We start from the raw sequence: 20555 nt of genomic DNA on the forward strand, positions 1-20555 counted from the left end.
GATGCCTGAATTACCCGAGGTCGAAACCGTTCGCCGCGGCTTGCAGCCGGTGATGGAGGGGCAGCGGATCGCGCGTGTCGAGACGCGCCGCGATGGCCTGCGCTTTCCATTCCAGAAGGATTTCGCCGCGCGCCTCGAAGGCAAGGTGGTCAGCGGCCTCGGCCGGCGTGCGAAATACCTGATGGCCGACATGGACAGCGGCGACGTGCTGCTGATGCATCTCGGCATGTCGGGGTCGTTTCGTGTGATGCTTCCGGAAGGCGAGAGCACGCCGGGCGATTTTCATTATCCGCGCAGCGAGAACCGTACTCACGATCATGTGGTGTTTCACATGGCGTCGGGTGCCGTGATCTCGTTCAACGATCCGCGCCGTTTCGGCTACATGAAAATCGTGCCCCGCACCGACATGGAAGCCGAGCCGCTGCTGCGCGGTCTCGGTCCCGAGCCGCTCGGCAACGAATTCGACGCCGCGATGCTGGCACACTCCTGCGCAGGCAAGAAAACGTCGCTGAAAGCAGCGCTGCTGGATCAGCGTGTGGTCGCCGGACTCGGCAACATCTATGTCTGCGAAGCGCTGTTTCGTTCGCACCTGTCGCCGAAGCGGCAGGCTTCTACCTTGGCGGATCGCAGGGGCGGCCCCACCGATCATGCCAGGCGTCTTGTGAATTCAATCCACACTGTGCTCAACGCGGCGATCAAGGCGGGCGGGTCGTCGCTCCGCGATCATCGCCAGACCGACGGCGAACTCGGCTATTTCCAGCATTCGTTTCTGGTCTACGACCGCGAGGGCGAGCCCTGCAAGACGCCCAGGTGCAAGGGCACGGTGAAGCGTTTCACGCAGAACGGACGCTCGACGTTCTGGTGTCCAACCTGTCAGAAGTGATGCCGCCGCGACCCTGAATTGAGTTCGGAATCGCCGCGCGGACGAAATGTCAAAACGGTGACGAACTTCGGCGCATAAGGCGAGACTGTGACGAAGCCGCGCATGGCCCGGTTTGAGCCGAGAAACCCAGTGATGCATAGCAATCGCAGGGTCGGTAACCGGATTACTTCCGCACACACACCAGCCGCAGCACCGAGGCCTTGGCATCGGATGCGCCTGATGCAATGGCGACGCCTTTCGCCTTCAGAAACTCGCGCACGGCCTCCGCCGAAACAAGCAGCGCCTGCGACGGCAGAGGCGTGCCCGTTGGTCCCGCCACGACCGCGGGCTTGAGCCGCGTCAGGCCCGCGAATTTGCCGTCGCTGTCGATGGCTGCGGCGCCGGAGAAGCCGACGGCGGGCTCGGGCGACAGCGTGATGTCGGTGCCGACGGGCGCGGCAACGGCGGCGACGCTGGTCACGGCATTGTGCCCGCCCTGGTTCTGCGGATCGGAAATGCCGGTGATGCTGACATTGGATTTCGTCGTGCCATTCCCGGCCATCGCCAGCGGCTTCAGTCCGCTCGCGCCGTAGATCCGCAGCAACGCCAGTTCGCGCGTCTCGTCGTCGGCGATGCGTGTCGCGTTGCCATAACCCGGCACGGCAATCGTCATGCAGCCGTCGGTCGCCTGGCGGTCCGCGACGATCGCGCCGTCGGCGCTGGCGATGATGCCGGTGGAATATTCGACCTTTTTGCGTGGCGGCGGACTGATCTGCGCGATGGCGTTGCCGGGGAACGGATTGTACGCGCTCGACATCGCCACCGTGACCGGGATCATCGTGCCTTCGGTAGCCTGATCGTAGAGGATGGTGAGAACGCGGACTTCATCGCCCCGCGTCTGGCCGCGGATGTAGAATTTCTTCAGGCCTTGTGTGCCCGAGAGCACGAAGAAATCCGGTTTCACCACGCTGTAGTCGGCCTTGCGTGCGTTCAGCTTTTTCTCGCTGGCGGCGACAGTCGCGGTGGTCGCGCCGGCTTCCCTGCGGCGTGCGTATTCGATCTGGATGGTGCCGGTGGCGGATGACCATTTGGTGCCGTTGACGTCGCTGACCATGAGCGGCACCAGCTTTGACGGCAGACCGATGCGCGCGCCGCTGGTCGCGTCGCTGACGATCTTCCAGCCGACATTGTCCTGCAATTTCCTTGCGGCCGCTGTGAGTGCGCTGCGCTCCTGCGCGTTCAGCACGCCGGTTTCCTTGGCGCCATGGTCCTTCTGGAAGGCCTTGATGGCGGCCACCATCCGGTCGCTCGCTTCGCCATTGATGGCGCCGTTGTAGAGGCTGACCCAGGCCAGATCCGACTGGATGGCAAGACGCTCGGCCTGCTCCATCGCCTTGGCAGTATCGACCGGGGTCTGTACCGCCGGGCGGACCGGCACGGTCGTCACCGGCTTGGGCTTGATCTGCGCCGGCGCCTGTTTGGCAGCGGGTTGCGGCTTGGCCGGCGTCTGTGCGGCGGCGGAGCCGGGCAGGGCCGCCAGTATCGCGGAAATGACGAGCGGCAATTTCATGATTGGTCTCGTAGCTGGTAATAAGCCCACTTGAGCATAGAGCATGATCCCGAAAAGTGGACACCGGTTTTCGGACAAGATCATGCTCCAGTATAATGATCTTTGTCCGCGACAGCGCCGCCGCGGTTCGATCTGTTCGGCAAAAATATCTGGAAGCAGCGGCTGACGTGGATACCGGGATGCTGACATCTGAAGAACTGGAGCGCTACGCGCGCCATATCGTGTTGCGCGAGGTCGGCGGCCCCGGCCAGGCCGCGCTGAAAGCGGCCAGGGTGCTGGTGATCGGCGCTGGCGGTCTCGGGGCTCCGGCGCTGATGTATCTTGCCGCGGCAGGGATCGGCACTCTTGGGGTGGTCGATGACGACGCGGTGTCGCTGTCCAATCTGCAGCGCCAGATCATTCATGCCACGCCGGATGTGGGACGTCCGAAGGTGGAGAGTGCGGCGGACAGGATTCGCGCGCTCAATCCGCATGTCACGCTGCGCACTCATGCGGTGCGGCTGAACGCGGCCAATGCGCTGGACCTGATCGGAAACTACGATGTGGTGGTCGATGGCTCCGACAATTTCGCCACGCGCTATCTGGTGTCGGACGCATGTTTCCTCGCGAAGAAAACGCTGATCGCCGGGGCGCTGGGCGTGTTCGATGCCTCACTGACGACGATCCGTGCCCACGGGGCGGACGCGAATGGCAACATGAATCCCACCTATCGCTGCCTGTTTCCGGAGGCGCCGCCGCCGGGAACCACCCCGACCTGCGAGGAAGCCGGTGTGCTGGGCGCACTCGCCGGCGTGCTCGGTTCGATGATGGCGCTTGAAGCGATCCGCGAAATCGTCGGTTTCGGTGAAAGCCTTGTCGGGCGGCTGGTGATGATCGATGCCCGCGCGATGCGGTTCGAGACGTTGCGCTACGCGCGCGATCCGTCAAATCCGCTGAACGGCGACAAGCCGACCATCGTCGACCTGTCAGCGCATAAATAGTCCCAGCATGTTATTCCGGGGCGCGAGCTTGCGAGCGAACCCGGAATCCAGAAGTTGTTTCCGATGAACTGTTCGAGATTCCGGATCAGCCCGCCATGCGGGCCGTCCGGAATGACATGTATGTAGCCATGCTTACGCCACACCCGGCAGCACGCGGTCCGGCGGCTTGTGGCCGTCGAGGAAGGTGCGGATGTTGATCATCACCTTTTCGCCCATCTCGACGCGGCCCTCGATGGTGGCCGATCCCATATGCGGCAGCAGCACGACCTTGCCTGCCTTGGCCAGCCGCACCAGTTTCGGATTCACCGCCGGCTCGTTCTCGAACACGTCGAGCGCGGCACCCGCGATCTCGCCGTCCTCGATCAGTTTGGTCAGCGTCGCTTCGTCGATCACTTCGCCGCGCGCGGTGTTGATGACGTAGGCGTCCTTGCGGATCAGCTTGAGCCGCCGCGCCGACAGGAGGTGGAACGTTGCCGGGGTGTGCGGGCAGTTCACCGAAATGAAGTCCATGCGCGCCAGCATCTGGTCGAGGCTGTCCCAATAGGTTGCGCCCAACTCTTCTTCGATCTGGGGCGCGACGGGACGGCGGTTGTGGTAGTGGATCTGCAGTCCGAAGGCATGGGCGCGGCGCGCCAGCGCCTGACCGATACGGCCCATACCAATGATGCCGAGGCGTTTGCCGCCGATCCGATGCCCGAGCATCCAGGTCGGCGACCAGCCCGGCCAGTCCTTGCCTTCGGTCAGGATTGATGCGCCCTCGATGAGGCGGCGCGGCACGGCGAGAAGCAGCGCCATGGTCATGTCGGCGGTGTCTTCGGTCAGAACCTTCGGCGTGTTGGTGACCATGATGCCGCGCGCAATCGCCGCAGCCACGTCGATGTTGTCGACGCCGTTGCCGAAGTTCGCAATCAGCTTGAGGCGGATGTCCGGCTGGCTCAGAAGCTCCGCGGTGATCTCGTCGGACACCGTCGGGACCAAGATATCGGCGGTGCGGATCGCTTCGGCGAGCTGGTCCGGTGTCATCGGGGTATCGTCGAGATTGAGCCGGGTGTCGAAAAGCTCGCGCATGCGCGTTTCGGTGCTGTCAGGCAGCTTTCGCGTGACCACCACCAGAGGCTTTTTCTTACCCGCAACCATTCTTCCAGAGGCCCTTCGATATTGAGCGGAGTCACCGTTTCCGGACAGTTTGGTCCGGCCGTTCAGTTCACATTAACCGGCCTGTTCGAAGGTAGAAATCCGTTGTCGGTCCGGTGAGCTTTTCGCAGCTTTTCAGACGCTTGGCCGTGGTCCCTCTCTAGCAGAAGGCCGCGCCAAGACAAGAACCCCAAGGGGCGTGGTTGGTCTCCAAAGCCCTCTCGAGGTTCCTGAGAGCGCGGTCAGCGGCGATCAGGAAATGCCGCGGGCATCACGGACGGCGGGAAGCGGCGCTGGGGGCCGCACGAAGGAACGTTGTTATGGGTTTTGTTCGGAATTTTGCGTCACTTGCGGGAATTTGTGCGCTCTGGGCCGCGTCATGTGCGCCCGGCTTTGCTGCCAAGGACAAGGATGCCGTGGCGACGGCGAGCGGCCTGCCGGTGCCGCGCTATGTCAGCCTGAAGTCGGATCACGTCAATGTCCGCGCCGGGCCGACCAAGGATCAGGATGTGACCTGGATCTACACCCGCTCCGGTCTGCCGGTGGAAATCACCGCCGAGTTCGAGAACTGGCGGCGTGTGCGCGATTCGGAAGGCGCGGAAGGCTGGGTCTATCATTCGCTGCTGTCGGGCAAGCGCACCGCGGTCGTCACCATGAAGAAGAAGGACGATCTCGCGCCGATCTATGACAGCGCCGATGCAAACAGCGCGGTCGCGGCCAGGCTGCAGGCCGGCGTGGTCGTGACCGTCAAGCGGTGCAACAACGGCTGGTGCCGCGTCACCGGCAGCGGTTACGACGGCTGGATCGAGCAGCAGCGGCTGTGGGGCGTCTATGCCGACGAGAAGGTCAACTGACCTTCAAAAGCAAATCGCCGGGCAGGGCCCGGCGATTGCATTTTCAAGACAATAACGATCGTCTCAGCGCTTCTTGCGCAGTCGAACGACCATGTCGATGCGGCTGATCTCATAGCCTTCCGGCACGTCGGGCATCTTCTGCAACACGAGATTCGGGTCGGGAATATCGACCAGCTCGTGGTTGCCTTCCATGTAGAAGTGATGATGCGCGCTGGTGTTGGTGTCGAAATAGGTCTTGGTGCCGTCGACGCTGACCTGACGCAGCAGGCCGGCCTCGGTGAGCTGGTTGAGCGTGTTGTAAACGGTGGCGAGCGACACCGGCACCTTGGCGTGGGTCGCTTCCTCGTAGAGCATTTCGGCGGTCAGGTGGCGTCCGCCCTTGCCGAACAGCAGCCAGCCCAGCGCCATGCGCTGACGGGTCGGACGCAGGCCGACCGATTGCAACATTTCGTTGACGTCATGCCACGGACATCCCGTGAGTGCCGGCGCATGCCCATGATGCCCGTGCGGCTCGCCGTGCTTGTTCTCGGTGGTTACGTCATCCATCAGGTCACTCGTACACATCGGGGCAGCCAGTAACCGCCCGCTGAGAAGGCTTGTTGCGAGGACTATAGGAAAGGATGCAGTTACATGCAAGTTTTTCGCAACTGGCGGTCGGCAATTCCGGGTAAAAATGGCCTCGAATCGGGCGGTTACGCCCACTTTGACCCCCGGTGTGCCTATGTTAGAGGTCCGGCAAGCCTGCCGCAGGACCGGCATGCCAAAACAAGGGATCCAGATGAAAGACCGCCAGAACAGCTATTCCTACGAAGAACTCCTGGCCTGTGGCCGGGGCGAGCTGTTCGGAGCGGGCAATGCCCAGCTTCCCTTACCACCGATGCTGATGTTCGACCGGATTACCGAGATCACTGAAGACGGCGGCGAGTATGGCAAGGGTCTGATCCGCGCCGAACTCGATGTGAAGCCGGACCTGTGGTTTTTCGGCTGCCATTTCAAAGGTGACCCGGTGATGCCCGGATGCCTTGGACTCGATGCGCTGTGGCAAATGGTTGGTTTTTTTCTCGGTTGGTCCGGCGGGCTGGGCCGCGGCCGTGCGCTGGGATTGAGCGAACTCAAGTTCGCCGGTCAGGTTCTGCCGCACGTCACCAAGGTCGTGTACACTATCGACGTCAAGCGCGTGATGCGCTCAAAGCTCTGGCTCGGCATTGCCGATGGCACCCTTTCGGCCGATGGCGAACTTTTCTATCGCGCGAAGGATTTGAAAGTGGGCTTGCTCCCGCGAGATGCCGCATTGCAGCCGGGAACGTGATGCAGGATTGATAAACTCCCGAAGATGGGTTTCTAAGTTGCCGGCCCCGTGGGCGGGCGCGGGCAGTCGAAGGCGCAGAGGTCAAAGCGCAGCAACTAAAGGCGAGGTATCATGAGGCGGGTTGTGGTCACGGGGATGGGCATTGTCTCTTCCATCGGAAACAACACTCAGGAAGTGCTTGCGAGTCTGTATGAAGCCAAGCCGGGCATCACTCATTCGGAAGATTATGCCAAGCTTGGTTTCCGGTCGCAGGTTTTCGGCAGGCCGTCTCTGAATCCTGCGGATGTGGTCGATCGTCGTGCAATGCGTTTTCTCGGCGAGGGCGCTGCGTGGAATCACGTTGCGATGGAGCAGGCGATCCGCGATGCGGGCCTCGAAGAGTCCGATATCGTCAATCCGCGCACCGGCATCATCATGGGTTCGGGCGGCCCGTCCGCGCGCGCCATCGTCGACGCCGCCGACATCACCCGCACCAAGGGACCGAAACGCGTCGGCCCGTTCGCCGTCCCCAAGGCCATGTCGTCGACAGCGTCCGCGACACTGGCGACCTGGTTCAAGATCAAGGGCGTCAACTATTCGATCTCGTCGGCCTGCGCCACGTCCAACCATTGCATCGGCAATGCCTACGAGACCATTCAGGTCGGCAAGCAGGACATCATCTTCGCGGGCGGCTGCGAGGATCTCGACTGGACCATGTCCGTGCTGTTCGACGCGATGGGTGCGATGTCGTCGAAATACAACGATGCGCCGGCGACCGCGTCGCGCGCCTACGACATCAGCCGCGATGGCTTCGTCATCGCCGGCGGTGCGGGCGTTGTCGTTCTCGAGGAGCTTGAACACGCCAAGGCGCGCGGGGCGCGTATTTACGGCGAGGTCGTCGGCTACGGTGCGACGTCCGACGGTTACGACATGGTTGCGCCATCAGGCGAGGGCGCCGAACGCTGCATGAAAATGGCGATGTCGACCGTGAACGTCCCGATCGACTACATCAACCCGCACGCGACATCGACGCCTGCGGGCGATCCGCCCGAGATGAATGCCATCCGCAATGTGTTCGGCGCGGGCGACAAGTGCCCCCCGATCGCGGCGACCAAATCGCTGACCGGTCATTCGCTCGGCGCAACCGGCGTGCAGGAAGCGATCTACTCGCTGCTGATGATGAACAATGGCTTCATCTGCGAAAGCGCGAATATCACCGAACTCGATCCTGTGTTTGCCGACATGCCGATCGTGCGCAAGCGCATCGACGGCGCCAAGATCGGCGCAGTGCTGTCGAATTCATTTGGTTTTGGCGGCACCAATGCAACATTGGTGTTCAAGCGTCTGGATGCGTGATTTCGTTTCTGCCTTTCTGCGCTTGAAGGAAAGGCCGGCAGAACAATTGCAACGATTTGGAATGGGGTGGGCATGATTATCGAACCGCGCGTGCGAGGCTTCATCTGCACGACGGCACATCCCGAAGGTTGCGCCAAAAACGTTCACGAGCAAATCGAATACGTTCTCAAGCAGGGCACGCTTGCTCAAAGTCCCAAGCGTGTCGCCGTGCTGGGCTGCTCGACGGGATACGGTCTTGCGAGCCGCATTGTCGCGACCTTCGCCGGAGGCGCGGACACCATCGGCGTGTCGCTGGAGCGCGAGCCTACGGCGACCAGGACGGGCAGCGCGGGGTGGTACAACAATCGCGCGTTTGAGATCGAAGCCAGGAAAATCGGCCGGGCTCCTGTCACGCTGGAAGGCGATGCCTTCTCCAACGAATTGAAGGATGCCTTCATCGAGCGTGTGCGCGAAAAATTCGGACAGCTCGACCTTCTGGTCTACAGCATGGCCGCCCCGGTGCGGACGGACCCCGACACGGGTGTCACGTATCGTTCGGCGATCAAGCCGCTCGGCGCCCCTGTCGAGATCAAGACCCTCAACACGGAAAGCGGCGAGGTCTACGAGACCGTCATTGCGCCCGCGACGGAGGATGAAGCGACGGCGACGGTCGCGGTGATGGGCGGCGATGACTGGAAGCGCTGGATCGACCGGCTCGCGGATGCAGGCGTTCTGGCGCCAGGCTTCCGCACGCTCAATTACACCTATATCGGCAGCGAACTGACCTGGCCGATTTACTGGAAGGGCACGCTCGGCCGCGCCAAGGTCGATCTCGACCGCAAGGCGGACGAGATCCGCAGCCGGCTCGGCCGCGACTCGGCGCGCGTTGTCGCGCTGAAGGCCGTGGTCACGCAGGCGAGCTCGGCGATTCCCGTGGTGCCTCTTTATGGCACGGTGCTGTTCAAGGTCATGAAGCAGCTTGGGCTTCATGAAGGATGTATCGAACAGATCGATCGTCTGTTCCGGACCCGCCTCGGTCCCGATGCCGACGTGGACGATGCGCTGCGTCTTCGGCTCGACGATTGGGAACTCTCGGACGGCGTTCAGAAAGAGGTGCTGCGCCGCTGGCCTTTGCTGACCACCGAAACGCTCGGCGAACTGGCTGACCTGCCGGAATACAAGAGTCAGTTCCTGCGCCTGTTCGGGTTCGGTCTCGACGGCGTCGACTATGCGAAGGACGTCGATCCGCGCGTCGTGCCTGGTTAGCGTTCCGAATCCGAAATCTTACCCAGCGGCAATTTTCTCCGCGCGCTGAAACGCGGGCCGTGCCGCGCAGGCATCGATGTAACGATCGAATGACGGACGCGGTGGCACCATCTTGAACAGCCTGACCGCGAAATTCAGTCCTGAGCCGATCATGATGTCGGCGGCGGAGAATGTCTCGCCGAGCAGATAGGGGCCTTTTTCAAGCGCGGCGTCGAGGACATCGAACACCTGTGTCGCGCTGCCCCAGGCCGCGGTTGAACTGGGCACATCGAGCTTGGTGAAGATCTGGATCAGCGCCGGCTCGATGCAGCCCGGCGAGAAGAACAGCCATTGCAGATATTTCCCGCGGCGCGGATCGCCGATGGGAGGCGCCAGTTTCGCTTCAGGGTAACAATCCGCGACGTAGGCGCAGATCGCGGAAGCCTCCGCAATGGAGACATCGCCATCCTTCAACGCGGGCACCTTGCCCATCGGATTGACGGCGAGAAATTCGGGTGTCTTCTGCGCGCCGGTGGAAATGTCCGTCAGCACCCGCTCGTAGGGCTGACCGGTCTCTTCCATCAGCCAGAGGCCGGAGAACGAGCGCGAGCGCGGCGACCAGTAAAGCTTCATCATTTCGAGCCTCCCTGATTTTTTCTACGTTATAGCCAATTCATAGCAGGATTGTCTCCCGGCGAAGACGCAATGAAAAAGCCCCCGCGATGCGATCGCGGGGGCTTTGTCCGTTCTGTCGTCAGGCGCGGCTTACTCCGCAGCTTGCAGCGTCTTGGGCTGGTCCGCGAGATCGAAGCGATCGGCGTTCATCACCTTGGTCCATGCCTTGACGAAGTCCTTGATGAACTTCTCCTTTGCATCCGCGCTGGCGTAGACCTCGGCCAGCGCGCGCAGCACCGAGTTCGAACCGAACACGAGATCGACGCGTGTGCCGGTCCACCTGACCTCGCCGCTCTTGCGGTCGCGTCCTTCGAACAGGCTCTGATCGTCCGAGATCGACTTCCACTGCGTGCGCATATCGAGCAGGTTGACAAAGAAGTCGTTGGTCAGCGTGCCTGGCTTGTCGGTGAGGACGCCGTGCTTGACGCCGCCCGTGTTGATGTTGATGGCGCGCAGGCCACCGATCAGCACGGTCATTTCCGGCGCGGTCAGTGTCAGCAACTGCGCCTTGTCGATCAGGGCGACTTCACCAAGTGCAGCTCCCGCCTTGTGATAGTTGCGGAAGCCGTCGGCAAGCGGCTCCATGACGGAGAACGCGTGGATATCCGTCTGCTCCTGCGAGGCGTCGGTGCGCCCTGGCGTGAACGGCACCGTGACGTTGTGACCGGCTGCCTTTGCTGCCTGTTCGACACCGGCATTGCCGGCGAGGACGATCAGGTCGGCGAGAGAGACCTGCTTGCCGCCGAAGTTCGCGCCGTTGAACTCCTTATGGATTGCTTCAAGAGCCGCGATCACCTTGGCGAGTTGCGCCGGGTCGTTGACTTCCCAGTCTTTCTGCGGCGCAAGGCGAACGCGCGCACCGTTGGCGCCGCCGCGCTTGTCGCCGCCGCGGAAGGTCGAGGCTGAAGCCCAGGCTGCAGCGACCAGTTCGGATGCGGACAGACCCGTGGCCAGAATCTTGGCCTTGAGTGCAGCTGCATCGGCATCGGTGATCAGCGGATGATTCACGGCAGGCACCGGGTCCTGCCAGATCAGCACTTCCTTCGGCACTTCCGGTCCGAGGTAGCGCGAGAGCGGGCCGAGGTCGCGGTGGGTCAGCTTGAACCATGCGCGTGCGAAGGCTTCTGCGAAGGCCTGCGGGTTTTCGAGGAAGCGGCGCGAGATCTTTTCGTAGATCGGATCGACGCGCAGCGACAGGTCGGTGGTCAGCATGGTCGGCTTGCGCTTCTTCGTCGGATCGTGCGCATCGGGGATGACGGCCTCGGCGTCCTTGGCTTCCCACTGGATCGCACCGCCGGGGCTGCGGGTCTGCACCCACTCATAATTGAACAGGTTTTCGAAGAAGAAGTTGCTCCACTGGGCCGGCGTCTGGGTCCAGGTCACTTCGATGCCGCTGCCGACGGCGTCCGCGCCGTAGCCGCTGCCGAAGTTGCTGGTCCAGCCGAGGCCCTGCTCTTCGAGGCCCGCGGCTTCGGGGTTCGGTCCCTTGTGCGACTCGGGGGCTGCGCCGTGCGTCTTGCCGAAGGTGTGGCCGCCGGCGATCAGCGCAACGGTTTCCTCGTCGTTCATGGCCATGCGGGCAAAGGTCTCGCGGATGAACGCAGCGGCCGAAAGCGGATCGCCGTTGGCGCCGGGGCCTTCCGGGTTCACATAGATCAGACCCATCTCGGTTGCGCCGAGCGGCGCCGGAAACTTGTCGAGAGTCCGGTGCTTCAGCCACTCGGTCTCCGCGCCCCAGTTCACGTCGAGATCCGGCTCCCAGACATCCTCGCGGCCGGCAGCAAAACCGAAGGTGCGGAAGCCCATGGTTTCCAGCGCCACGTTGCCGGTGAGGATCAAGAGGTCCGCCCATGAAATCTTCTGGCCGTACTTCTGCTTGATCGGCCACAGCAGGCGGCGGGACTTGTCGATGTTGACGTTATCGGGCCAGGAGTTCAGCGGAGCGAAGCGCTGCTGGCCACGGCCACCGCCGCCACGGCCATCGGCCAGCCGGTAGGTGCCGGCTGCGTGCCACGACATGCGGACGAACTGCGGGCCATAGTGGCCGAAGTCGGCGGGCCACCAGCTCTGCGAGTCGGTCATGAGCTTGCGCAGGTCGTTCTTCAGCGCTTCGTAGTCGAGCTTGCCGAACTCTTCGCGATAGCTGAACGTCTTTTCCAGCGGATCGGACTTTGACGAATGCTGGTTCAGCAAGTCGACGCGCAACTGGTTGGGCCACCAGGCACTGCTCTGGGTGCCACCGCCTGCGCCATGGTTGACCGGGCACTTGCCCAAGCCCTTTTCGTCGGTCTTTGCGTCCATGTTCTTCTCCGATCGTCTGTGATTTTTGGTTCGCCGGTTTGATCCGATGTGCCGCCCAGGACCGGATTGCTCTCAGGCCTCTGAAATGCGCTCGCTGTTGCTGGGGCGTTTCGCTGTGGGCGACGGTACAATCGTGAACCGTTCCGGCCGAACTTTGGAAGAATTCCAGCATCAGGTCCAGTCGCTTTTTCTTTGCGGTCAGATAAGTAATTCTGATCAAGCGGCCTCGCCGGAACCTACTGTTTTCAGATGATAGGGTCATGAATTGAAAAAGGGGCGGCTGAAAAGCCGCCCCTTTGTTTGAAATTGACGTGCTTTGAGAAGTTACACCCCGAGAGTGCCGGCCTTCGCTGCGGCGTAACGCTCTGAAATCTTTTTCCAGTTCACCGTGTTCCACCATGCCTTGAGATAGTCGGCGCGGCGGTTCTGGTAATTGAGATAGTAGGCGTGCTCCCAGACGTCGTTGCCCATCAGGACGCGCTTGCCGTCCATCATCGGATTATCCTGGTTGGGACGGGTCTCGATGGCGAGCTTGCCGTCTTTGGTGACCGTCACAAACACCCAGCCGGAGCCGAACTGGCGTCCGCCGGCGGCATTGAATTCGGTCTGGAATTTCTCCATGCCGCCGAGATCCCTGTCGATCGCTGCCAGCACTTCGCCTTCAGGCTTGCCGCCGTCAGGCCCCATGATCTGCCAGAACATGGTGTGATTGGCGTGGCCGCCGAGGTTGTTGCGCACGGCAAATTTGATGCTGTCATCAAGCGCATTGATGTTGCCGAGGATATTTTCGACCGCGGTTGTGCCGAGCTGCGGATTTGTTTTCGCCAGGTTGTTCAGGTTGGTGATGAAAGCCTGATGGTGTCTGTCATGGTGAATTTCCATGGTCTTGGCGTCGATGTGGGGCTCGAGGGCATTCGGAGCGTAGGTAAGGGGCGGCAGGACAAACGGGCCAGCGGCGGGTGCGGCCGCAGGGGCTGCGGGAGCCGGTGCAGCCTGCGCAAACACGATGCGCGGTGCAGCGACAGAGGCCGTAAGCCCGGCGGCGGCGGTCATAAGATGGCGTCGGGATATCGATGACATGGTGGTCTCCCTGATTTGGCAGCGTGGTGCGATCCGGTGCGAATGCAGCCGAGCCATCACAGGGCTACGCTGCGGACACAAAACGAGTTTCGCATGAGGCAAACAAAAAGGGGCGGCAAAATGCCGCCCCTTCGGGTCGTCACACGGGTTTGTGAGACAATTACTCGGCGGCGGAAACGCCCTCGGCCTTCTGCTTGGCTTCGAGGTCCTCGCCGGTTTCCTGATCGACCACCTTCATCGACAGGCGAACCTTGCCGCGATCGTCGAGTCCGAGCAGCTTGACCTTGACCTTGTCGCCTTCCTTGACGACGTCGGAGGTCTTCTGCACGCGGTTGGCGGCGAGCTGGCTGATGTGAACCAGACCGTCCTTCGGTCCGAAGAAGTTCACGAACGCGCCGAACTCCATCACCTTGACCACGGTGCCGTCGTAGATCTGGCCGACTTCCGGATCGGACGCGATCGACTTGATCCACTTGATCGCCGCGCGGATCGATTCGCCGTTGGCGGACGCCACCTTCACGGTGCCGTCGTCCTCGATGTTGACCTTGGCGCCGGTCTTCTCGACGATCTCGCGGATCACCTTGCCGCCGGTGCCGATCACTTCACGGATCTTGTCGGTCGGGATCTGGAGCACTTCGATGCGCGGCGCATGCTCGCCGAGCTCGGCGCGGGCATTGGTCAATGCCTTCGCCATTTCGCCGAGGATGTGGATACGGCCGTCCTTCGCCTGGGCGAGGGCCTGCTTCATGATCGCTTCGGTGATGCCGGCGATCTTGATGTCCATCTGCAGCGACGTGATGCCGTTTTCGGTGCCTGCGACCTTGAAGTCCATGTCGCCGAGATGGTCCTCGTCGCCGAGAATGTCGGACAGCACGGCAAAACGGTCGCCCTCGAGAATGAGGCCCATCGCGATACCCGCGGTCGGCCGCTTCAGGGGAACGCCCGCGTCCATCAGCGCCAGCGAAGCGCCGCAGACCGACGCCATCGATGACGAACCGTTCGACTCGGTGATCTCCGAGACGACGCGCAGCGTGTACGGGAATTCGTGATGTGCCGGCAGGACCGGATGGATCGCGCGCCAGGCGAGCTTGCCGTGGCCGATTTCGCGACGCTTGGTGCCGCCGAGACGGCCGGTTTCACCCACCGAGTAGGGAGGGAAGTTGTAATGGAGCAGGAAGCGCTCCTTGTACGTTCCCGACAGCGAGTCGATGTACTGTTCGTCTTCGCCGGTGCCGAGCGTGGTGACAACCATTGCCTGGGTCTCACCGCGGGTGAACAGCGCCGAGCCGTGGGCGCGGGGGAGCACGCCGACTTCGGCGACGATCGGACGAACCGTCTTCACATCGCGGCCGTCGATGCGCTTGCCGGTGTCGAGGATGTTGTTGCGAACGACGTCCGCTTCCAGCTCCTTGAACACGCCGGCGACGCGCAGCTTGTCGTACTTCGGCTCCTGGCCTTCCGGGAAGAAGTGGTCCATGACCTTCTTCTTCACTTCGCCGACGGCCGCGTAACGATCCTGCTTGACCGGGATGGCATAGGCCTTGCGCAGTTCGGCCTCGCCGACGGTGCGCATTTCCTTGTCGATGGCGCTGTTGTCCACGGAAGAAACCTCGCGCGGCTCCTTCGCGGCCTTCTCGGCCAGTTCGATGATCGCCTTGATCACCGGCTGGAAATGCCGATGACCGAACATCACGGCGCCGAGCATGATCTCTTCGTTCAGTTCCTTGGCTTCCGATTCCACCATCAGAACGGCGTCGGCAGTGCCGGCGACGACGAGATCGAGATTGGTGTCGGCCATCTCGTCGAGCGTCGGGTTGAGAACGTATTCGTCGTTGATGAAGCCGACGCGGGCTGCGCCGATCGGGCCCTGGAACGGTGCGCCGGAGAGGGTCAGCGCAGCGGAGGAAGCCACCAGCGCGAGAATATCCGGATCGTTTTCCATGTCGTGCGACAGAACCGTCACGATGACCTGGGTTTCGTTGCGCCAGCCGTCAACGAACAGCGGACGGATCGGGCGGTCGATCAGGCGGGAAACCAGCGTTTCCTTTTCGGTGGGCCGGCCTTCGCGCTTGAAGTAGCCGCCGGGAATGCGGCCGGCTGCGTAGGTCTTTTCCTGATAGTCCACGGTGAGCGGCAGGAAGTCGACGCCTTCACGCGGCGTCTTGGCGGCGACGACGGTGGCAAGCACGATGGTCTCGCCATAGGTGGCGACAACGGCGCCGTCGGCCTGACGCGCGATCTTGCCGGTTTCGAGTTTGAGTGGACGTCCACCCCAGTCGATCTCGACTGAATGAGCATTAAACATTGTCTTCGTCTTTCATGGGTTCACGAAAGAACGGACGCCTGAAACACAAAAACCATGCGCAAGATTGCGGGACGCTGACCGCGCGTGAATGCGGCGTCAGCGTCCGGCGATCCTGCCATGGTCTTCAGGTTTGGAATGGCGTCCATCCTTTCGATGGTACGGGCATGTTACCCGTTATCGCCCAGCCGCCGGATTGCTGCTGGACACGCCGCGTGGACATTTCAGAGGACCACGCGTTGGAAATACATGACGTATTCACACGCCATGCAAAAACGCGCGCAAACCTGCGCGCGTGTATTTCTTAGCGGCGAATGTTGTGCTTTTCGAGCAGCGCCTTGTAACGGGCCTCGTCCTTCTTCTTGACGTAGTCCAGAAGGGAGCGGCGCGTGGAGACGAGTTTCAAAAGGCCGCGGCGCGAATGATTGTCCTTCACGTGGCTCTTGAAGTGCTCGGTGAGGTTGGCGATGCGTTCCGACAGGATCGCGACCTGAACCTCAGGCGAACCGGTGTCACCGGTCTTGGTTGCATTCTTCTTGATGACTTCCGCTTTGCGTTCTGCGGCAATCGACATCGTCAAACACCTTCTTTGCGGCCGGGATGAGCTGTCAGCCCGGTCAGGTTGAACACACGCTTGGGGATGAGTTCGCCATTGCCAATCTCGGCGAGGGCCAGAAGCCTTCCTCCGACGGTGGCATAGACTGTGCCGTTTGAAATTGGCGCATCCCGTCCGCGCAACAAAACCGCTTGGCCCCGGTGGAGCCTTGCGGCATCCGCCCGTGTGACGGCCAGTGCCGGGATGTCGTCCAGCGCGGTCTCAACGGGCAAAAGCGCGTCGGCGAGGCTGCCCTCGCCAGACGCGGCTCTATCGCACAAAGCCTCCAGATCTGCCAGCGGAATCATGTCCGCTTCGGTAAAAGGCCCGCAAATCGTGCGCCGGAGCGCGCAAATATGACCAAAACAGCCCAAAAGACGGCCCATATCCCGGGCCAGTGCCCGGACGTAGGTGCCCTTGCCGCATTCGGCCTCGAACACCGAGCGGTCGCCATCTAGTTGTTCTACAAGGGTTAATTCGTGAATCTCGACCGGCCGGGGCTGCAGCGGGACCACCTCGCCGTCGCGGGCCATGTCATAGGCCCGTTCGCCCTGAATCTTGATCGCCGAATACTGCGGCGGGATCTGTTCGATGGTTCCGGTGAACTGCGGCAGCAACGCCCGGATCGCCTCGACGGAAGGCCGGGCAGGGCTGGTCTGGGTGGCCCGGCCTTCGGTGTCGTCGGTGTCGCGCTCCTCGCCCCACTGCACCGTGAAGCGATAGCGCTTGCGGCCATCCATCACGAACGGAACGGTCTTGGTGGCTTCGCCGAGTGCAATCGGCAATCCGCCGGAGGCGAGCGGATCGAGGGTGCCGGCATGGCCCGCGCGCTTGGCATTGAACAGGCGCTTGAGCACGGCGACGGCGTGGGTCGACGTCATGCCGATCGGCTTGTCGAGAATCACCCAGCCGTGGACGTCGCGGCGGTCGCGCTTCTGCTGGTTGCCCTGCTGACGTTGCTTGCCGCCTTGCTGGCGCGGATCGTTGTGCCGCGCGCCGCTCGCCGCAGCACCGGAAAATTTATTTTCGGAAGGCGCGTTCGAATCGGCTGTTTGCTGTTCGATCACGCGGTCTGGGGTCGTCACATTCATCAGTCTTGGTCCGAATCTGTCTTGAGGTCTTTTTGAACCGCGGGTGTTCTCAGTAATTTCTCGATCCGTTCTGCTTCGTCGAATCGTTCGTCAACGCGAAAGCGAAGATCAGGAGCGAATTTTAGGTTAACGCGATGCGCGACTTCGCCGCGGAGAAACTTCTTGTTGCGATCAAGCGCTGCGATCACGTCCTCGATGCCGCGGCCGCCGAGCGGCATTACATAGATGGTCGCGAGCTTGAGGTCCGGCGACATCCGCACCTCGGGCACGGTGATGATGTGACCTTCAAGCGCCGGATCGTGCACGCCGCCCTGAGCGAGAATGTCCGCAAGCGCGTGGCGGATGATTTCGCCGACGCGCAATTGCCGCTGCGAGGCGCCGGTCGTGCCGCCGCGAGGGTCGCTGTCCTTTTTGCGAGGTGCCATTGTCGTCCTTGTTCAAATCAAAAATCGCCATGGCCGGGCAGAACTGGTCTGCATCCCGGCCATTGCGGTTGTAGCGTTGCTGAATCTTTCAAGACGCGGTGCCCGGCACCTTCGGCGCGAAGACATGCTTCGCGCTTTGGGCCGGGCAGAACGTCAGATTTCGCAATATCCCTTCAACGCGCCCGTAAGACTTGGACTTACAGGGAGCGCTGAATGGTCTCCACGCGATAACACTCGATAACGTCGCCGACGCGCATGTCCTGGTAGTTCTCGAAGGCCATGCCGCATTCCTGACCGGACTGCACTTCCTTCACTTCGTCCTTGAAGCGCTTCAGTGTCGACAGCTTGCCTTCGTGCACGACGACGTTGTCGCGGATCAGGCGCACATTGGCGCCGCGTTCCACGCTGCCGTCGGTGACGCGGCAACCTGCGATCTTGCCGACCTTCGAAATGTTGAACACTTCGAGGATCTGCGCGTTGCCGAGCATGGTTTCGCGCAGCGTCGGCGCGAGCAGGCCGGACATCGCCTTTTTCACGTCATCCACGAGATCGTAGATGATGTTGTAGTAGCGGATTTCGATGCCGTCGCGCTTGGCCAGCGCCGCCGCTTCCTTGTTGGCGCGGACGCTGAAGCCGATGATGGCGGCATTGAAGCCTTCCGCCAGGGTCACGTCGGACTCCGAAATGCCGCCGACGCCCGCATGCAGGATGCGCGCAGCGACTTCATCAGTGCCGAGCTTCTCGAGCGAGCCCAGAATGGCTTCCAGCGAGCCCTGCACGTCGGCCTTGATGACCAGCGGGAAGTCCTTGCGGCCCGTGGTCTTGAGCTGCGACATCATCTGCTCGAGCGAACCGCGCATGCCGGCGTTGCTGGCTGCGGATTTCTCGCGCTTCTGGTGAGCACGATAGTCGGTGACCTGACGGGCGCGGGCTTCGTTCTCGACGACAGCGAGGCGGTCGCCGGCTTCCGGCGGACCGTTGAAGCCGAGCACTTCGACCGGAACCGACGGACCAGCTTCCTGAATGGTCTGGCCCTGGTCGTTGATCAGCGCGCGGACACGGCCCATTTCCGCGCCGGCCACGATGATGTCGCCGACCCGCAGCGTGCCGCGCTGAACCAGCACGGTTGCAACCGGACCGCGGCCACGATCGAGCTTGGCTTCGATCACGGTGCCTTCAGCCGGACGATCCGGGTTGGTCTTCAGGTCGAGCAGTTCGGCCTGCAGCGCGATCATTTCCAGCAGCTTGTCGAGATTGGTCTTGTTCTTGGCCGACACTTCGACGTCGACGACTTCGCCGCCGAAGGACTCGACCTGAACCTCGTACTGCAGCAGCTCGGTGCGCACGCGCTCCGGCTTCGCATCCGGCTTGTCGATCTTGTTGATCGCAACGATCATCGGAACCTTCGCCGCCTTGGCGTGGTTGATCGCTTCAATCGTCTGCGGCATCACGCCATCATCCGCCGCAACGACGAGAATGACAATATCCGTGACCTTGGCGCCGCGGGCGCGCATCGCGGTGAACGCGGCGTGGCCCGGCGTGTCGATGAAAGTGATCTTCTTGCCGCTTTCGGGCGAAGTGACCTGATATGCGCCGATATGCTGGGTGATGCCGCCGGCTTCGCCGCTGACCACGTTGGCGTGGCGCAGCGCGTCGAGCAGCGAGGTCTTGCCGTGGTCGACGTGGCCCATGACGGTCACGACCGGCGGACGCGGGGTAGTGTCCGAGGCGTGATCTTCTGCGACGTCGAAAAGGCCTTCTTCCACGTCCGACGCGGCGACGCGCTTGACGGTGTGGCCCATTTCCTCGGCGATCAGCTGCGCGGTGTCGGCGTCGATCACGTCGGTGATCTTGTGCATCGCGCCCTGCTTCATCAGCAGGCGGATGATATCGACGGCGCGCTCGGCCATGCGGTTGGCGAGTTCCTGAATCGTGATGGCTTCGGGAATCGTGACTTCGCGGATCAGCTTTTCCTTCGGCTCGTTGGACGCGTGGCCCTTGAGGCGCTGGGTGCGGCGGCGGAACGAGGCGATCGAACGCTCGCGCACATCGTCGGCGTTCAGCGCGGTCGAAAGGGTGAGACGTCCGCGCTGTTTCGCGGGTCCGGGTTTGGCAGCCGGCTTCGGCGCAATGACGGGACGTGCCGGACCGCCGCCTGGACGGCGCACCATGCGCGGAGCTTCATCGTCGTCGGAGCCATCGGCGGCAACAGCGGCCGGACGGGCCGGAGGCGTTGCAGCCGTCGTGCGCGCGGTGGTGGCGGGCGCCGCGGCCTTGGCGGCAGCTTCGTTGCGCTTGTTGGCTTCGCGTTCGGCGCGGGCCTTGGCTTCTTCCTCGGCGCGATGGCGTTCTTCCTCGGCCTTCTTGCGGGCTTCGGCGGCTTCGCGCTCCTGCTGTTCCTTGAATTCCTTGGTGTTACGGCGTGCAGCTTCGGCTTCCGCCGCGCGGCGCTCTTCTTCTTCGCGCAAGCGTGCATCGGCGAGCGCGCTGGCGCGGGCGCTCTGTTCGTCTTCGGTCAGGGTCTGCAACACGACACCCGACTTGCGCGCGGGTGGACGCGCGGGCTCAGGCGCACGCGGCGTTACCTTCGGAGGCGCTGCGACAGGCGCCGGCGCGGCGGGTGCCGCTTCGGGCGCGGGCGCGGGATCGCCGGCCAGACGGCGCTTGGTTTTCTTTTCGACCACCACCTGTTTGGTGCGGCCGTGACTGAAACTCTGGCGCACGACGCCGGTCTCTGTGCGCGGTTTCAGCGACAGAGTTTTCGCACCGACGCTCAGCGGCTTATCGCCAGGATTTTTCGTATCAGCCATTCAACAGT

Annotated in this window: 17 protein-coding genes; 6 read left to right on the plus strand and 11 right to left on the minus strand. The window is 62.5% G+C overall.

Translation table 11 applies throughout. The features are described 5' to 3' along the window. The first annotated feature begins 1 nt into the window (after window position 1). Window positions 2–883, plus strand: a complete 882-nt coding sequence (mutM, locus tag HMPREF9695_RS24000) for a bifunctional DNA-formamidopyrimidine glycosylase/DNA-(apurinic or apyrimidinic site) lyase (protein WP_006023514.1) — start codon at window positions 2–4, stop codon at window positions 881–883. Window positions 884–1046: 163 nt separating this feature from the next. Here the strand turns inward: mutM and HMPREF9695_RS24005 are convergent, their stop codons facing one another. Then, entirely contained in the window at window positions 1047–2432 is a 1386-nt protein-coding gene (locus tag HMPREF9695_RS24005; protein ID WP_006023515.1) for a peptidoglycan-binding domain-containing protein, read from the minus strand. Between the two features lie 179 nt (window positions 2433–2611). Between HMPREF9695_RS24005 and HMPREF9695_RS24010 the strand changes: the two genes are divergently transcribed. After that, on the plus strand, window positions 2612–3412 hold the full coding sequence (locus HMPREF9695_RS24010) for a HesA/MoeB/ThiF family protein (RefSeq protein ID WP_006023516.1): 801 nt from the start codon (window positions 2612–2614) through the stop codon (window positions 3410–3412). 132 nt (window positions 3413–3544) lie between these two features. Here HMPREF9695_RS24010 and HMPREF9695_RS24015 read toward each other — a convergent pair whose 3' ends face one another. Further along, a complete protein-coding gene (locus HMPREF9695_RS24015; protein ID WP_006023517.1) occupies window positions 3545–4549 on the minus strand; it encodes a 2-hydroxyacid dehydrogenase in 1005 nt (334 codons plus the stop codon). 317 nt (window positions 4550–4866) lie between these two features. Between HMPREF9695_RS24015 and HMPREF9695_RS24020 the strand changes: the two genes are divergently transcribed. Continuing rightward, window positions 4867–5400 (plus strand): SH3 domain-containing protein, encoded by a 534-nt coding sequence (locus HMPREF9695_RS24020; protein ID WP_006023518.1) that lies wholly within the window; start codon window positions 4867–4869, stop codon window positions 5398–5400. A 63-nt stretch (window positions 5401–5463) separates the two neighbouring features. Here the strand turns inward: HMPREF9695_RS24020 and irrA are convergent, their stop codons facing one another. Beyond that, window positions 5464–5946, minus strand: coding sequence for an iron response transcriptional regulator IrrA (irrA, locus tag HMPREF9695_RS24025; RefSeq protein WP_006023519.1), 483 nt, complete (start codon window positions 5944–5946; stop codon window positions 5464–5466). 232 nt (window positions 5947–6178) lie between these two features. On the opposite strand from irrA, the gene fabA reads away from it, so the two are divergent. The 3 genes from fabA to fabV all read left to right on the plus strand — a co-directional run bounded on the left by fabA (window position 6179) and on the right by fabV (window position 9289). Beyond that, complete coding sequence (gene fabA, locus HMPREF9695_RS24030) at window positions 6179–6709, plus strand: 3-hydroxyacyl-[acyl-carrier-protein] dehydratase FabA (protein WP_024921187.1); 531 nt, start codon at window positions 6179–6181, stop codon at window positions 6707–6709. Between the two features lie 111 nt (window positions 6710–6820). After that, window positions 6821–8044: a beta-ketoacyl-ACP synthase I gene (fabB, locus tag HMPREF9695_RS24035; protein WP_006023521.1), complete on the plus strand. Its 1224-nt coding sequence runs from the start codon at window positions 6821–6823 to the stop codon at window positions 8042–8044. A 72-nt stretch (window positions 8045–8116) separates the two neighbouring features. After that, window positions 8117–9289: an enoyl-ACP reductase FabV gene (gene fabV / locus HMPREF9695_RS24040; protein ID WP_006023522.1), complete on the plus strand. Its 1173-nt coding sequence runs from the start codon at window positions 8117–8119 to the stop codon at window positions 9287–9289. A gap of 18 nt (window positions 9290–9307) precedes the next feature. Here the strand turns inward: fabV and HMPREF9695_RS24045 are convergent, their stop codons facing one another. From HMPREF9695_RS24045 to infB, 8 genes are all read right to left on the minus strand, one after another. Then, complete coding sequence (locus HMPREF9695_RS24045; RefSeq protein ID WP_006023523.1) at window positions 9308–9904, minus strand: glutathione S-transferase family protein; 597 nt, start codon at window positions 9902–9904, stop codon at window positions 9308–9310. A gap of 129 nt (window positions 9905–10033) precedes the next feature. Continuing rightward, entirely contained in the window at window positions 10034–12244 is a 2211-nt protein-coding gene (gene katG, locus HMPREF9695_RS24050; RefSeq protein ID WP_006023524.1) for a catalase/peroxidase HPI, read from the minus strand. Window positions 12245–12568: 324 nt separating this feature from the next. Beyond that, entirely contained in the window at window positions 12569–13324 is a 756-nt protein-coding gene (locus tag HMPREF9695_RS24055) for a superoxide dismutase (RefSeq protein WP_006023525.1), read from the minus strand. A 160-nt stretch (window positions 13325–13484) separates the two neighbouring features. After that, on the minus strand, window positions 13485–15629 hold the full coding sequence (gene pnp, locus HMPREF9695_RS24060) for a polyribonucleotide nucleotidyltransferase (protein ID WP_006023526.1): 2145 nt from the start codon (window positions 15627–15629) through the stop codon (window positions 13485–13487). 301 nt (window positions 15630–15930) lie between these two features. Beyond that, window positions 15931–16200 carry a 30S ribosomal protein S15 gene (rpsO, locus tag HMPREF9695_RS24065; protein ID WP_006023527.1) on the minus strand — a complete coding sequence of 90 codons (270 nt, stop codon included), beginning with the start codon at window positions 16198–16200 and terminating at the stop codon, window positions 15931–15933. Window positions 16201–16202: 2 nt separating this feature from the next. Next, entirely contained in the window at window positions 16203–17312 is a 1110-nt protein-coding gene (truB, locus tag HMPREF9695_RS24070) for a tRNA pseudouridine(55) synthase TruB (protein ID WP_006023528.1), read from the minus strand. Beyond that, window positions 17312–17737, minus strand: a complete 426-nt coding sequence (rbfA, locus tag HMPREF9695_RS24075; RefSeq protein ID WP_006023529.1) for a 30S ribosome-binding factor RbfA — start codon at window positions 17735–17737, stop codon at window positions 17312–17314. The genes truB and rbfA overlap by 1 nt, the downstream gene beginning before the upstream one ends. Before the next feature lie 197 nt (window positions 17738–17934). Next, complete coding sequence (gene infB / locus HMPREF9695_RS24080; RefSeq protein WP_006023530.1) at window positions 17935–20547, minus strand: translation initiation factor IF-2; 2613 nt, start codon at window positions 20545–20547, stop codon at window positions 17935–17937. Window positions 20548–20555: the final 8 nt, after the last annotated feature.

The sequence above is a fragment of the Afipia broomeae ATCC 49717 genome, assembly GCF_000314675.2.
Lineage (GTDB): Bacteria > Pseudomonadota > Alphaproteobacteria > Rhizobiales > Xanthobacteraceae > Afipia > Afipia broomeae.

Coding starts and splice junctions, on each gene's coding strand:
- mutM (WP_006023514.1), top strand. CDS start 2: ATGCCTGAATTACCCGAGGTCGAAACCGTTCGCCGCGGCTTGCAGCCG.
- HMPREF9695_RS24005 (WP_006023515.1), bottom strand. CDS start 2,432: ATGAAATTGCCGCTCGTCATTTCCGCGATACTGGCGGCCCTGCCCGGC.
- HMPREF9695_RS24010 (WP_006023516.1), top strand. CDS start 2,612: ATGCTGACATCTGAAGAACTGGAGCGCTACGCGCGCCATATCGTGTTG.
- HMPREF9695_RS24015 (WP_006023517.1), bottom strand. CDS start 4,549: ATGGTTGCGGGTAAGAAAAAGCCTCTGGTGGTGGTCACGCGAAAGCTG.
- HMPREF9695_RS24020 (WP_006023518.1), top strand. CDS start 4,867: ATGGGTTTTGTTCGGAATTTTGCGTCACTTGCGGGAATTTGTGCGCTC.
- irrA (WP_006023519.1), bottom strand. CDS start 5,946: ATGGATGACGTAACCACCGAGAACAAGCACGGCGAGCCGCACGGGCAT.
- fabA (WP_024921187.1), top strand. CDS start 6,179: ATGAAAGACCGCCAGAACAGCTATTCCTACGAAGAACTCCTGGCCTGT.
- fabB (WP_006023521.1), top strand. CDS start 6,821: ATGAGGCGGGTTGTGGTCACGGGGATGGGCATTGTCTCTTCCATCGGA.
- fabV (WP_006023522.1), top strand. CDS start 8,117: ATGATTATCGAACCGCGCGTGCGAGGCTTCATCTGCACGACGGCACAT.
- HMPREF9695_RS24045 (WP_006023523.1), bottom strand. CDS start 9,904: ATGATGAAGCTTTACTGGTCGCCGCGCTCGCGCTCGTTCTCCGGCCTC.
- katG (WP_006023524.1), bottom strand. CDS start 12,244: ATGGACGCAAAGACCGACGAAAAGGGCTTGGGCAAGTGCCCGGTCAAC.
- HMPREF9695_RS24055 (WP_006023525.1), bottom strand. CDS start 13,324: ATGTCATCGATATCCCGACGCCATCTTATGACCGCCGCCGCCGGGCTT.
- pnp (WP_006023526.1), bottom strand. CDS start 15,629: ATGTTTAATGCTCATTCAGTCGAGATCGACTGGGGTGGACGTCCACTC.
- rpsO (WP_006023527.1), bottom strand. CDS start 16,200: ATGTCGATTGCCGCAGAACGCAAAGCGGAAGTCATCAAGAAGAATGCA.
- truB (WP_006023528.1), bottom strand. CDS start 17,312: ATGAATGTGACGACCCCAGACCGCGTGATCGAACAGCAAACAGCCGAT.
- rbfA (WP_006023529.1), bottom strand. CDS start 17,737: ATGGCACCTCGCAAAAAGGACAGCGACCCTCGCGGCGGCACGACCGGC.
- infB (WP_006023530.1), bottom strand. CDS start 20,547: ATGGCTGATACGAAAAATCCTGGCGATAAGCCGCTGAGCGTCGGTGCG.